Below are 13,854 nucleotides of genomic sequence, written 5' to 3'. Positions count from 1 at the left end.
ACCGTTTCCTGCGAAATGGACACAGACAAGGATGAAGCATGCAGCCATCTCTCTCCGAACGTTATCGCGGCGCCCTGCTCGGCCTCGCTTGCGGCGACGCCGTCGGCACCACGTTGGAGTTCAAGCCAAGAGGCTCGTTCCAGCCGCTGACGGACATGGTCGGTGGCGGCCCCTTTCACTTGAAACCCGGGCAATGGACGGATGACACCTCGATGGCGCTGTGCCTGGCGGAGAGCCTGCTGAGGAAAAACACATTCGATGCGGCGGACCAGATGGGACGCTATCTGAATTGGTGGCGATGGGGGTATCTCAGTTCCACCGGTGATTGTTTCGATATCGGCATGACGGTCAGCCAGGCGCTGTCGCGGTATCAGCAAACCGGTCAGCCGTTCGCGGGATCTACCGACCCGTTTACCGCCGGCAACGGGTCGCTGATGCGTCTGGTGCCGGTGGTGCTGTTTTATTTTCCTGATGCCCGGCAGATTCGCCAGTTCGCCAGTGACAGTTCGCGAACCACCCATGCTGCACCTGAAGCCATCGAATGCTGTCAGTTATTTGCCGAAGTGCTCAGCAAAGCACTGCTAGGCGCCTCCAAGTCAGAATTGCGCAAATTGCCAGACACAACCTTCGTTCAACCTAAAGTCGCAGCCATCGCCCGAGGTGATTACCTCGCAAAGTCGGCGAGCGAAATCCGTGGCAGCGGCTACAGCGTCGAGTCGCTGGAGGCGGCTCTGTGGTGTTTTCATCACACTGACGGTTTCGCTGCGGCGATTCTGCAAGCCGCCAACCTGGGCGATGATGCCGACACCACTGCCGCGATCGTCGGCCAATTGGCTGGGGTCTACTATGGCGTTCGGGCGATTCCTGCCCACTGGCTGGAAATGCTCCATGACGGCGAGGAGATTGCAGCCACCGCAGATCGCCTGCTCGAAGCCTCCCGGCTACGCGTCCCTGATTAGAAGCTCCACAGCCGCTAAACTGCACTGCACTTTCATCCGACTCAGTGAGATTACCCAATGTCCCCACGCCTGCTTCTGGCCCTGACCCCCTTTCTGTTCAGCCCCCTCGCCCACGCTGCCGTCGACTGCGCCAATGCCAGCGATCAGGCCACCATGAACCAGTGTGCCGGGCAGGAATTCAAGTCGACTGACAAGGAGTTGAACGTGGTGTATCAGCAGATCACCGGCCGCTTGAAGGACAACCCTGACCGCAAGAAGCTGCTGGTGGGTGCGCAGCGAGCGTGGATCGGGTTTCGCGATACCGAGTGCAAATTTTCGGCATCCGGGGTCGAGGGCGGGAGTGTTTATCCGCTGATCTACAGCAATTGCCTGACCGCTGTGACCAAGGCACGGATTGAGGCGCTGAAGCAGTATTTGGAGTGTCAGGAAGGTGACATGAGTTGCCCGGTGCCAGGGGCCTGACTTTGTAGTGGCTTCGGTCTTGCCGCCAGGTTTGTTGATTCCACACCTGGCGCAGCTTCGGCTCGCTGGCCAGTGAATCGATTTCCGCACCATTACCAACGACTGCGCGGAGCCGGAACATAAGAAGGTGGCGCAGCAATAAAGTACAAACTAATTATTGTAATCAGATAATTTATCATCGAGAATTCGCTACCAAATTGTAACAACCAGGAATTTTCATGAGTACTCACATCAACGGATTGGCGCCGCAGCGCATGCATTGGATCGGTCTGCTGGCTGCGATTCTTGTCTGGGTTCTGGGGGTGACGGAGGTCGGTGGCAACGTGACGATCTGGTTCTTCAAGAAAGATGAAATGCTGGCAAGCCTGCTTTATGCCTTTGCAGAAGGCTCGCCGCAATTGCTTGACCCATTTGTCGAAGGTGCATTGCTTGATCCTGACACTTGGCTGTCATCAACGGTCACTGCGCTGATCGTCTTTCTGGATTTCCTGCCCGTTGTCCTGTCGGCTTACGCGTTATGGCTAACCGGGTTGTTTTTTCTGCGATTGTCGCGCGGCGAAACATGGACCGACCGCAACATCAGGGTTCTCTGGCGAGTGGGCGTACTCTGCATCGTTTCTCCGGCAACCTACCCGCTAATAGAGACCTTGCAAGGTCTGGCGTTGTCGATAGATCTGCCGCCGGGGGATCGGATTTTCCAGTTCTCGATCGGCCTGTCTTCCGCTTCTGCCTACGAGATAATCAAAGGCGTATTACTCTGTATTTTTTCAATTATCATGCGTGATGCAAAAGTACTCAGCGATGAGCAAAGCCAATACATATAGAACAATATAATGACCATTATCGTCCGCCTTGACGTCGTCATGGCCACGCAAAAAATTCGCTCGAAAGAGTTAGCCGCCTTGCTCGGAATAACCGAGGCCAACCTGTCATTGCTCAAAAACGGCAAAGTCAAAGGCGTGAAGATGGCAACTCTGGACAAGCTCTGCGCTGCGCTCGATTGCCAGCCGGGCGATCTGCTGGAATACCAGAAAGACTGAGACTTTCCCCGGACGGCGAGTTATTTATCGCAGGTCCCAATCGTTTAACTCTTATTCAATCCTTAGTTTCAAGGCGGCTTTGTCATGTCCCGTTATTTGTTATGCGCGCTGTTATTGCTGACAGCGTCACTCAGCGGCTGCGCCACACAATTTGACGTAGCACTCAATGCAATCCCTGATCCGGACTATCAGTTCGACCGAAAGGCAACCGTACTGGTGACCTCGACGAATGGCGCGGATGAGAACGCACTGAATGCGCGCTACCATCTTCGCGACATGGTCAACGCATTGAAAGACAGGGGTTTCCAAGAGGTCTATACCGACGCCAACCTGCCCAGAAATCACGCACCGATCAAAATGACCATCAGCCTCGATATCGGCAGCCGGCAAGTGTCTTACCGTTATACCGCTACCGACTATGGGCAAGTGCCAACCAGCACTACCACCGTTTGCAAGAACACCAAGAAGAAAGATGACCGACTGACCTGCACCAGTAAGCCCAATACGACCTATGGTCCGGTGGGTACTTCGGAGCGAATCGGCTATACCACCCTAAGTACCTTTATTGCCACCGCCCGGGATGAGGCGAGTAAACGCACGGTGTATCTGCTGCGGGCGTCGTCTTATAACGAGGACTGTCAGGCCGCCAAGGTCGAAACGTTTCTGGTCGAGCAGGGCCTGCAGAACCTGAACTTCCAGGATCGCGTGCAACGCAACTACAGCGTCACGATGCCCGAGGGTTACAGCTGCAAATAGTCAGTTACCCAAACCCCTGCCTCGACAGCTTCACAGCGCAGCCAACGTGAGCCGGTGTAGTGAAGCGCATCCCGGCTACACGTGCGGATCACCCGGCGGCTTGGCCGGCGCCGCGTATTGCGGCTTGAGGTGGCCGTCCTGGTCCAGTAGCCAGGCGTCCATGATCTGCCGCACCACGGGACCGGCAACCCGACCACCGGCCTCACCGTTTTCGATCATCACCGAGATGGCGATCTTCGGGTGTTCTGCCGGAGCGAAGCCGACAAACAAGGCGTTGTCGCGATGCCGTTCAAGGGTTTTCTCACGGTTGTAACGCTCACCCTGCTTGATCGCCACCACCTGCGCCGTACCACTCTTGCCGGCGATGCGGTACTGCGCACCGGCCGCTGCGGCACGCGCGATACCGCGGGCATCATGCATCACCATCTGCATGCCGTGGTTGACCTGATCCCAGTCACGCGGGTTCTTCAGCAGGATATTTGGCATCGGATGCTCGTCGACCGGCGCCACGCCATCGACCGTCCTCGCCAGATGCGGACGATTCCATACGCCCTTGTTGGCAATCAGTGCGGTGGCCTGAGCCAGTTGTAGCGGCGTGACCTGCATGTAGCCCTGGCCGATGCCCAGGATTACTGTTTCCCCCGGGAACCAGGCTTGACGGCGCGTGGCGCGTTTCCAGGCCTGAGATGGCATTAAACCGGGCGACTCTTCGAACATATCCAGCGAGACTTTTTCGCCGAGGCCGAACATCGCCATGTAGTCGTGCAGGCGATCGATGCCGAGCTTGTGCGCCAGATCGTAGAAGTAGGTGTCATTGGAACGCATGATCGCCGCGTCCATGTCCACCCAGCCATCGCCACTGTGATTCCAGTTGCGGTACTTGTGATCGAAATCCGGGAGTTGGTAATAGCCCGGGTCGAAGACTCGTGTCTGCGGGGTCACAACACCGGCATCAAGGCCGGCAATCGCCACTTCGGGTTTGATGGTCGAACCCGGTGCATACAGGCCGCGTAGCACACGGTTGAACAGCGGCCGATCGATGGAGTCGCGTAGCGCCGAGTATTCCTTGGAGCTGATACCGGTGACGAACAGGTTCGGGTCGAAGCTCGGATTGCTGACCATGGCCAGCACTTCACCAGTGGATGGATCGAGAGCCACCACCGAACCACGGCGGTCGCCCAGTGCGGCTTCAGCAGCTTCCTGCAGTTTGACGTCGAGACTTAGAACGATGTTTTTGCCTGGGACCGGATCGGTGTGTTTGAGCACTCGCAACACTCGGCCTTGGGCGTTGGTCTCAACTTCTTCGTAGCCAACGTGACCGTGCAGCTGCGCTTCGTAGAAGCGTTCAATGCCGGTTTTACCGATGGATTGCGTGCCGCGGTATTCCACCGAGTCGAGGGTTTTGGATTCTTTTTCGTTAATCCGGCCAACGTAACCGATTGAATGCGCAAAGTGCGGACCCAACGGGTAATGCCGAACAAACTGCGGCTCGACATCGAGGCCTGGCAAACGGAACTCGTTAACCGCCAACACGGCGATTTGCTCTTCCGTCAGTTCGTAGAACAGCGTCACCGGGGTGAACGGGTGACGGGACTGCTTCATGGCCTTATCGAAAACCGTACGATCTTCAGCGGGCAAATGCAGCAGATTGATCACCTCGTCCAGCTCCTGATTTACATCAGTGGCGCGTTCGCGGGTGATGATCAGGTTGTAACTGGGACGGTTATCAGCGAGCAGCACACCATTGCGATCGTAGATCAGGCCTCTCGTCGGCGGAATCGGCAATACGTGCACGCGGTTGTTTTCAGAGATGGTCGAGTGGTAGTCGTATTCAACCACTTGCAGGATGTACAAGCGCACCACCAGCGCGCAGCTGATAGCAAAGACAAACAGAGCGCAGGCGATCAACCGTTTGTTGACCAAGCGCTTCTCTTTTTCATGATCTTTGATCGGGATGGGTTCAGGCATTTCTACAGCAACTCTTTGACATAATTTGAGCGCCGATCCGTGGGCATGACATCAATCCGTTAAAAAACGAGCTGCACCATACCAAAAACCGAGTGATCACTTCAGAAGGATTTTCTCCAATGGCAGTCTTGGCGACGGTTGGAACACTCGTATCGTCTGATCTTGGCGAGCCAAGCACTTTCCTGCGGACAAAACAAAACCCCAACTGCTTTCGCAATTGGGGTTTCGGAATTTAATCTTGACGATGACCTACTCTCACATGGGGAAACCCCACACTACCATCGGCGATGCATCGTTTCACTTCTGAGTTCGGGATGGGATCAGGTGGTTCCAACGCTCTATGGTCGTCAAGAAATTCGGGTACTGACTCGTGACCAATTGGCCTCGCTTCAGCAAATCGGGTATGTGATACAGGTGTTTGTGAGCAGCGCGAACTTTCGGTTCATTGCGTCTTCACACACCGCAATCTGGTCTCTTTCGAGCATTCAGATTGCTTGGGTGTTATATGGTCAAGCCTCACGGGCAATTAGTATTGGTTAGCTCAACGCCTCACAGCGCTTACACACCCAACCTATCAACGTCGTAGTCTTCGACGGCCCTTCAGGGAACTCAAGGTTCCAGTGAGATCTCATCTTGAGGCAAGTTTCCCGCTTAGATGCTTTCAGCGGTTATCTTTCCCGAACATAGCTACCCGGCAATGCCACTGGCGTGACAACCGGAACACCAGAGGTTCGTCCACTCCGGTCCTCTCGTACTAGGAGCAGCCCCTCTCAAATCTCAAACGTCCACGGCAGATAGGGACCGAACTGTCTCACGACGTTCTAAACCCAGCTCGCGTACCACTTTAAATGGCGAACAGCCATACCCTTGGGACCGGCTTCAGCCCCAGGATGTGATGAGCCGACATCGAGGTGCCAAACACCGCCGTCGATATGAACTCTTGGGCGGTATCAGCCTGTTATCCCCGGAGTACCTTTTATCCGTTGAGCGATGGCCCTTCCATACAGAACCACCGGATCACTAAGACCTACTTTCGTACCTGCTCGACGTGTCTGTCTCGCAGTCAAGCGCGCTTTTGCCTTTATACTCTACGACCGATTTCCGACCGGTCTGAGCGCACCTTCGTACTCCTCCGTTACTCTTTAGGAGGAGACCGCCCCAGTCAAACTACCCACCATACACTGTCCTCGATCCGGATAACGGACCTGAGTTAGAACCTCAAAGTTGCCAGGGTGGTATTTCAAGGATGGCTCCACGCGAACTGGCGTCCACGCTTCAAAGCCTCCCACCTATCCTACACAAGCAAATTCAAAGTCCAGTGCAAAGCTATAGTAAAGGTTCACGGGGTCTTTCCGTCTAGCCGCGGATACACTGCATCTTCACAGCGATTTCAATTTCACTGAGTCTCGGGTGGAGACAGCGCCGCCATCGTTACGCCATTCGTGCAGGTCGGAACTTACCCGACAAGGAATTTCGCTACCTTAGGACCGTTATAGTTACGGCCGCCGTTTACCGGGGCTTCGATCAAGAGCTTCGCGTTAGCTAACCCCATCAATTAACCTTCCGGCACCGGGCAGGCGTCACACCCTATACGTCCACTTTCGTGTTTGCAGAGTGCTGTGTTTTTAATAAACAGTCGCAGCGGCCTGGTATCTTCGACCGGCATGAGCTTACGGAGCAAGTCCTTCACCCTCACCGGCGCACCTTCTCCCGAAGTTACGGTGCCATTTTGCCTAGTTCCTTCACCCGAGTTCTCTCAAGCGCCTTGGTATTCTCTACCCAACCACCTGTGTCGGTTTGGGGTACGGTTCCTGGTTATCTGAAGCTTAGAAGCTTTTCTTGGAAGCATGGCATCAACCACTTCGTCACCTGAAAGGTAACTCGTCATCAGCTCTCGGCCTTAAGATCCCGGATTTACCTAAGATCTCAGCCTACCACCTTAAACTTGGACAACCAACGCCAAGCTGGCCTAGCCTTCTCCGTCCCTCCATCGCAATAACCAGAAGTACAGGAATATTAACCTGTTTTCCATCGACTACGCTTTTCAGCCTCGCCTTAGGGACCGACTAACCCTGCGTCGATTAACGTTGCGCAGGAAACCTTGGTCTTTCGGCGTGGGTGTTTTTCACACCCATTGTCGTTACTCATGTCAGCATTCGCACTTCTGATACCTCCAGCAAGCTTCTCAACTCACCTTCACAGGCTTACAGAACGCTCCTCTACCGCATCACTTGCGTGATACCCGTAGCTTCGGTGTATGGTTTGAGCCCCGTTACATCTTCCGCGCAGGCCGACTCGACTAGTGAGCTATTACGCTTTCTTTAAAGGGTGGCTGCTTCTAAGCCAACCTCCTAGCTGTCTAAGCCTTCCCACATCGTTTCCCACTTAACCATAACTTTGGGACCTTAGCTGACGGTCTGGGTTGTTTCCCTTTTCACGACGGACGTTAGCACCCGCCGTGTGTCTCCCATGCTCGGCACTTGTAGGTATTCGGAGTTTGCATCGGTTTGGTAAGTCGGGATGACCCCCTAGCCGAAACAGTGCTCTACCCCCTACAGTGATACATGAGGCGCTACCTAAATAGCTTTCGAGGAGAACCAGCTATCTCCGAGCTTGATTAGCCTTTCACTCCGATCCACAGGTCATCCGCTAACTTTTCAACGGTAGTCGGTTCGGTCCTCCAGTCAGTGTTACCTAACCTTCAACCTGCCCATGGATAGATCGCCCGGTTTCGGGTCTATTCCCAGCGACTAGACGCCCTATTAAGACTCGCTTTCGCTACGCCTCCCCTATTCGGTTAAGCTCGCCACTGAAAATAAGTCGCTGACCCATTATACAAAAGGTACGCAGTCACCCAACAAAGTGGGCTCCCACTGCTTGTACGCATACGGTTTCAGGATCTATTTCACTCCCCTCTCCGGGGTTCTTTTCGCCTTTCCCTCACGGTACTAGTTCACTATCGGTCAGTCAGTAGTATTTAGCCTTGGAGGATGGTCCCCCCATATTCAGACAAAGTTTCTCGTGCTCCGTCCTACTCGATTTCATGACTAAGAGACTTTCGCGTACAGGGCTATCACCCACTATGGCCGCACTTTCCAGAGCGTTCCGCTAATCTCAAAGCCACTTAAGGGCTAGTCCCCGTTCGCTCGCCACTACTAAGGGAATCTCGGTTGATTTCTTTTCCTCAGGGTACTTAGATGTTTCAGTTCCCCTGGTTCGCCTCTTGCACCTATGTATTCAGTACAAGATAACCATCTTATGATGGCTGGGTTCCCCCATTCAGACATCTCCGGATCAAAGTCTGTTTGCCGACTCCCCGAAGCTTTTCGCAGGCTACCACGTCTTTCATCGCCTCTGACTGCCAAGGCATCCACCGTATGCGCTTCTTCACTTGACCATATAACCCCAAGCAATCTGGTTATACTGTGAAGACGACATTCGCCGAAAATTCGCAAAACTCTTAAGAGTCACTCACAAATTTTACCTTAGCCTGATCCGTTACCAGTGAAAGTAACGTTCAGTCTATCTTTCTATCACATACCCAAATTTTTAAAGAACGATCTAATCAAAAGACTAGAAATCAGCATTCACCATCACAGCGATGGAATGCTCATTTCTAAGCTTTAACTTAGCTTTCGTCTTCTTCAATGAATCAAGCAATTCGTGTGGGAACTTATGGAGCAGCTGATGTCGTCGATTAAGGAGGTGATCCAGCCGCAGGTTCCCCTACGGCTACCTTGTTACGACTTCACCCCAGTCATGAATCACACCGTGGTAACCGTCCTCCCGAAGGTTAGACTAGCTACTTCTGGTGCAACCCACTCCCATGGTGTGACGGGCGGTGTGTACAAGGCCCGGGAACGTATTCACCGCGACATTCTGATTCGCGATTACTAGCGATTCCGACTTCACGCAGTCGAGTTGCAGACTGCGATCCGGACTACGATCGGTTTTATGGGATTAGCTCCACCTCGCGGCTTGGCAACCCTCTGTACCGACCATTGTAGCACGTGTGTAGCCCAGGCCGTAAGGGCCATGATGACTTGACGTCATCCCCACCTTCCTCCGGTTTGTCACCGGCAGTCTCCTTAGAGTGCCCACCATAACGTGCTGGTAACTAAGGACAAGGGTTGCGCTCGTTACGGGACTTAACCCAACATCTCACGACACGAGCTGACGACAGCCATGCAGCACCTGTCTCAATGCTCCCGAAGGCACCAACCCATCTCTGGAAAGTTCATTGGATGTCAAGGCCTGGTAAGGTTCTTCGCGTTGCTTCGAATTAAACCACATGCTCCACCGCTTGTGCGGGCCCCCGTCAATTCATTTGAGTTTTAACCTTGCGGCCGTACTCCCCAGGCGGTCAACTTAATGCGTTAGCTGCGCCACTAAGAGCTCAAGGCTCCCAACGGCTAGTTGACATCGTTTACGGCGTGGACTACCAGGGTATCTAATCCTGTTTGCTCCCCACGCTTTCGCACCTCAGTGTCAGTATCAGTCCAGGTGGTCGCCTTCGCCACTGGTGTTCCTTCCTATATCTACGCATTTCACCGCTACACAGGAAATTCCACCACCCTCTACCATACTCTAGCTTGCCAGTTTTGGATGCAGTTCCCAGGTTGAGCCCGGGGATTTCACATCCAACTTAACAAACCACCTACGCGCGCTTTACGCCCAGTAATTCCGATTAACGCTTGCACCCTCTGTATTACCGCGGCTGCTGGCACAGAGTTAGCCGGTGCTTATTCTGTCGGTAACGTCAAAATTGCAGAGTATTAATCTACAACCCTTCCTCCCAACTTAAAGTGCTTTACAATCCGAAGACCTTCTTCACACACGCGGCATGGCTGGATCAGGCTTTCGCCCATTGTCCAATATTCCCCACTGCTGCCTCCCGTAGGAGTCTGGACCGTGTCTCAGTTCCAGTGTGACTGATCATCCTCTCAGACCAGTTACGGATCGTCGCCTTGGTGAGCCATTACCTCACCAACTAGCTAATCCGACCTAGGCTCATCTGATAGCGCAAGGCCCGAAGGTCCCCTGCTTTCTCCCGTAGGACGTATGCGGTATTAGCGTTCCTTTCGAAACGTTGTCCCCCACTACCAGGCAGATTCCTAGGCATTACTCACCCGTCCGCCGCTGAATCCAGGAGCAAGCTCCTTTCATCCGCTCGACTTGCATGTGTTAGGCCTGCCGCCAGCGTTCAATCTGAGCCATGATCAAACTCTTCAGTTCAAACATCTTTGGGTTTTTAAGAAACCCTAAACTTGGCTCAGCAATCGTTGGTTACATCTTTGATTTCTCGCGGAGTAACTTGTGATGCTGATAATCTTGTTGACTATCAGTCTGACTCCACAAGCACCCACACGAATTGCTTGATTCAGTTGTTAAAGAGCGGTTGGTTAAGATCTTTCGTCTCAACCGAGGCGCGCATTCTACAGCAGCCTCATTTGCTGTCAAGTGATTATTTTCAGAAGTTTTCGAAGAATTCTTCAACAACTTCAACCACTTGCGCTTCCGATCTCTCGTTAGCGGGAGGCGAATTCTACAGCGTTACACGCTGCTGTCAACACCTCTTTTTCACCGCTTTCGACCGAGAAGATCGAACCATCAAAAGAGCCAAACATCACCGCTCTTTCAACTCCTTCCAGGCCTCGATGAACTGAAGCGACCCACTGTCGAAAACCGCGTAACTCATTGAATCTCAAGGAGTTTTCCGTTTCGACTGCGCCGGAAGTGGGGCGAATTATAGACCTCCAGAATCTGCCGTCAACCGTTAATTTCAGTTTTCTGTCGAGACACCGAAAAAGCCAGCTATATATAGACGCAACGCCTGCGAATGCGCAGTATATTGCCCAACACCTAAAACAATACCCTGCTCTTACTTTCGGACGATGCCTCGCAATGACTGACCAACCTCGCTCCCTGGCCTCAACGCTGTTCCCGGTTGGCCTCTTATTAATAGCCATGGCATCCATCCAGTCTGGCGCCTCTTTAGCCAAGAGCATGTTCCCGGTAGTCGGCGCTCAAGGGACGACCACGCTGCGCCTGGTCTTCGCCAGCGTAATCATGCTGTTGTTGTTGCGCCCATGGCGCGCAAGGCTGACAGCTCAGTCGCTGCGGACAGTGATCGTTTACGGAATGGCGCTAGGCGGGATGAACTTTCTCTTCTATATGTCATTGCGCACCGTACCGCTTGGTATTGCAGTCGCGCTTGAGTTCACGGGTCCGCTGGCCGTCGCCATTTACGCCTCTCGCCGCGCTATCGATTTTCTCTGGATTGCCTTGGCGGCGGTCGGCCTGCTGTTGTTGATCCCGACTGGAGCAACATCCGCGGGAATTGATCTGGTCGGCGCCGGTTATGCCTTGGGCGCCGGCGTGTGCTGGGCGTTGTATATTCTGTTCGGCCAAAAAGCCGGTGCAGACAACGGCGTGACGACTGCGGCTCTGGGCGTGATGATCGCCGCACTGTTTGTCGCGCCGATCGGCATCGTGCATGCCGGCACCGCGTTGCTGACCCCGTCGCTGATCCCGATCGCCATCGGCGTCGCCATCCTCTCAACGGCTTTGCCCTATACCCTTGAGATGGTCGCCCTCACCCGCATGCCTGCCCGCACCTTCGGCACCTTGATGAGCATCGAACCGGCCTTCGGCGCATTGTCGGGACTGCTGTTTCTGCAGGAGTACCTCACGCTGTCACAATGGATGGCGATCCTCTGCATTATTCTGGCCTCCGTCGGGGCAACCATGACCATGGGCAGCACCGCCAAGCCCGCCGTTGCGGCAGATTGAGACAGGATTTGACGAAGGTCTGGCAATTGGCGTTCATTTAGGCCATGTTTAGCCCCCTTAACTCAGTGCCAGACATGGATTTTTCGGACAGGGATATCAAACCGCTTAAAGCGCAGGCGAATACAGGCAGACCCGAGCGCCAGACTCGTGGCTACCATAAGGACGGTAATGAAACGAATTTTGATACTGATCGCTGTATTGGCAGTAGCGGGGTGCGCAGCGACCTCCAAGACTCAGGTGAAGCACGGTAAAAAAGGGCTGCACATCAACTGTTCCGGGCTGTCGTCCTCTTGGGACAAGTGCTACACCAGCGCCGCCAATTCCTGTGCCCCCAAAGGCTACAAGGTCATCGCCAAATCCGGGGACGCCGTGGAAGAACCAGGCGATTACCCGTTCGGTCTCAATCCGGCTGGCTATACCAGCCGCAGCATGATCGTCATCTGCAAGTGAATCATTCTGGCTGCTCGCCTTGTCGAGCAGCCAGTTGACGCCCGATTTCCTCATGACTGGACTGCAATACCGTCTGTTGAATCTCCGGCGTCACCAGCATCCGCGCCACCACCAGTGCTCCGACGCATTGCGACAGAATCGACCAAGCCAAGCTGTCGCTTTCCAGGATTTGCGCCCAACTGGCTTGCAGCCGACAAATCCACAACTCTGCCTGCTCGCGAACCTGATCATCTGAACGGGCAATTTCTGCGCCCAGTGTCGGCAAGGCACAGCCCGATTCAGGCTGCTCCACGTGAGCCATGCTCAGGTACTGCTTGAGACAGCGTTCCAGCCGCTCACGGTCCTGCGCTCCCTTCCCCCCCAGCCGCTCCAGGCTCTGACACAGTTCGCGCTCGACGATAGCGGTGAACAGCTCGTTTTTCGACGAGAAGTGGCTATAAAACGCCGCGCCACTCAGGCCGATCGCCTTCATCAAACCATCGACACCGACTGTGGAAAAGCCCGAACGCTTGGCTGATAGCGCACTGCTGTTCAGCAATTTTTCTCGGGTTTCCAGCTTGTGACCGGCGGAATACCGCATGTGCTTTCCTCTTGATCGAGCGCCTTGACGTTGTCCGGATCCTAGCATAACGTTCGTTCACTTAACGATCGTTTACTAAAGGGGTTCACCCATGAATAACAACAAGAAGGTCGTATTAGTTGTTGGTGCCGGCGATGCCACCGGCGGAGCGATTGCCAAGCGCTTTGCCAGGGAAGGATTTGTCGCTTGCGTCACCCGGCGCAGTGCCGACAAATTGCAGCCGCTGGTCGACGCGATTTCGGCCGAGGGTGGAGAAGCACATGGTTTTGCCTGCGATGCACGCAAGGAAGAAGACGTCATTGCGTTGATTGAAGAAATCGAAACCCGCCTGGGTCCGATCGAGGCGTTTGTCTTCAACATCGGCGCCAACGTGCCTTGCAGCATTCTCGAAGAAACTGCGCGCAAGTATTTCAAGATCTGGGAAATGGCCTGTTTCTCGGGCTTTCTCAATGCCCGCGAAGTGGCCAAGCGCATGGTCACGCGCCAGCGCGGCACCATTCTGTTCACTGGCGCCACCGCTGGACTGCGTGGCGCTTCCGGATTTGCCGCGTTTGCCGGCGCCAAACACGGTATCCGTGCACTGGCGCAAAGCATGGCTCGCGAGTTGGGCCCGATGAACATCCACGTCGCCCATGTAGTGGTCGATGGCGCCATCGACACCGACTTCATCCGCAACAGTTTCCCGGAGAAGTACGCGACCAAGGATCAGGACGGTATTCTCAATCCCGAACACATCGCCGAAAACTATTGGTATCTGCACAGTCAGCCACGGGATGCCTGGACCTTCGAGCTGGATCTGCGCCCGTGGAACGAACGCTGGTAAGCCCCGCCTCCTCCATAACAATAA

The 13,854-nt window shown here is 54.4% G+C and carries 10 protein-coding genes and 3 rRNA genes; 8 read left to right on the top strand and 5 right to left on the bottom strand.

Annotated elements, in window-relative coordinates:
• The first annotated feature begins 38 nt into the window (after window positions 1-38).
• From AB1J88_RS02010 to AB1J88_RS01990, 5 genes are all read left to right on the top strand, one after another.
• Entirely contained in the window at window positions 39-959 is a 921-nt protein-coding gene (locus AB1J88_RS02010; protein WP_430290065.1) for an ADP-ribosylglycohydrolase family protein, read from the top strand.
• 57 nt (window positions 960-1,016) lie between these two features.
• Window positions 1,017-1,421, top strand: a complete 405-nt coding sequence (locus AB1J88_RS02005) for a lysozyme inhibitor LprI family protein (protein WP_222018807.1) — start codon at window positions 1,017-1,019, stop codon at window positions 1,419-1,421.
• Window positions 1,422-1,639: 218 nt separating this feature from the next.
• Entirely contained in the window at window positions 1,640-2,245 is a 606-nt protein-coding gene (locus AB1J88_RS02000; protein WP_041069052.1) for a DUF2975 domain-containing protein, read from the top strand.
• Window positions 2,246-2,254: 9 nt separating this feature from the next.
• Entirely contained in the window at window positions 2,255-2,461 is a 207-nt protein-coding gene (locus AB1J88_RS01995) for a helix-turn-helix domain-containing protein (protein ID WP_003226632.1), read from the top strand.
• 84 nt (window positions 2,462-2,545) lie between these two features.
• Window positions 2,546-3,217, top strand: coding sequence for a hypothetical protein (locus tag AB1J88_RS01990; RefSeq protein ID WP_430290064.1), 672 nt, complete (start codon window positions 2,546-2,548; stop codon window positions 3,215-3,217).
• 75 nt (window positions 3,218-3,292) lie between these two features.
• Here AB1J88_RS01990 and mrdA read toward each other — a convergent pair whose 3' ends face one another.
• The 4 genes from mrdA to AB1J88_RS01970 form a co-directional block, all read right to left on the bottom strand.
• A complete protein-coding gene (gene mrdA / locus AB1J88_RS01985; protein WP_430290063.1) occupies window positions 3,293-5,185 on the bottom strand; it encodes a penicillin-binding protein 2 in 1,893 nt (630 codons plus the stop codon).
• 236 nt (window positions 5,186-5,421) lie between these two features.
• Window positions 5,422-5,537: ribosomal RNA gene (gene rrf / locus AB1J88_RS01980) — 5S ribosomal RNA — on the bottom strand.
• A 153-nt stretch (window positions 5,538-5,690) separates the two neighbouring features.
• Window positions 5,691-8,582 (bottom strand): 23S ribosomal RNA (locus tag AB1J88_RS01975).
• Between the two features lie 301 nt (window positions 8,583-8,883).
• Window positions 8,884-10,420, bottom strand: a 16S ribosomal RNA gene (locus tag AB1J88_RS01970).
• The 16S, 23S and 5S rRNA genes sit together here, the layout of an rRNA operon.
• 669 nt (window positions 10,421-11,089) lie before the next feature.
• Here AB1J88_RS01970 and rhtA point away from each other — a divergent pair.
• Window positions 11,090-11,977 (top strand): threonine/homoserine exporter RhtA, encoded by an 888-nt coding sequence (rhtA, locus tag AB1J88_RS01965; RefSeq protein ID WP_041069804.1) that lies wholly within the window; start codon window positions 11,090-11,092, stop codon window positions 11,975-11,977.
• A 168-nt stretch (window positions 11,978-12,145) separates the two neighbouring features.
• On the top strand, window positions 12,146-12,427 hold the full coding sequence (locus AB1J88_RS01960) for a hypothetical protein (RefSeq protein WP_041069802.1): 282 nt from the start codon (window positions 12,146-12,148) through the stop codon (window positions 12,425-12,427).
• 1 nt (window position 12,428) lies between these two features.
• Here the strand turns inward: AB1J88_RS01960 and AB1J88_RS01955 are convergent, their stop codons facing one another.
• The gene (locus AB1J88_RS01955; protein WP_086794366.1) at window positions 12,429-13,007 is read right to left on the bottom strand and encodes a TetR/AcrR family transcriptional regulator; all 579 of its coding nucleotides are present in this window, start codon (window positions 13,005-13,007) and stop codon (window positions 12,429-12,431) included.
• A gap of 91 nt (window positions 13,008-13,098) precedes the next feature.
• Between AB1J88_RS01955 and AB1J88_RS01950 the strand changes: the two genes are divergently transcribed.
• Window positions 13,099-13,830 carry an SDR family oxidoreductase gene (locus AB1J88_RS01950; protein ID WP_086794364.1) on the top strand — a complete coding sequence of 244 codons (732 nt, stop codon included), beginning with the start codon at window positions 13,099-13,101 and terminating at the stop codon, window positions 13,828-13,830.
• Window positions 13,831-13,854: the final 24 nt, after the last annotated feature.

The sequence above is a fragment of the Pseudomonas sp. S8 genome, from assembly GCF_050473925.1.
Taxonomy (GTDB): domain Bacteria; phylum Pseudomonadota; class Gammaproteobacteria; order Pseudomonadales; family Pseudomonadaceae; genus Aquipseudomonas; species Aquipseudomonas parakoreensis.
This window is presented reverse-complemented; position numbering and strand designations above follow the sequence as displayed.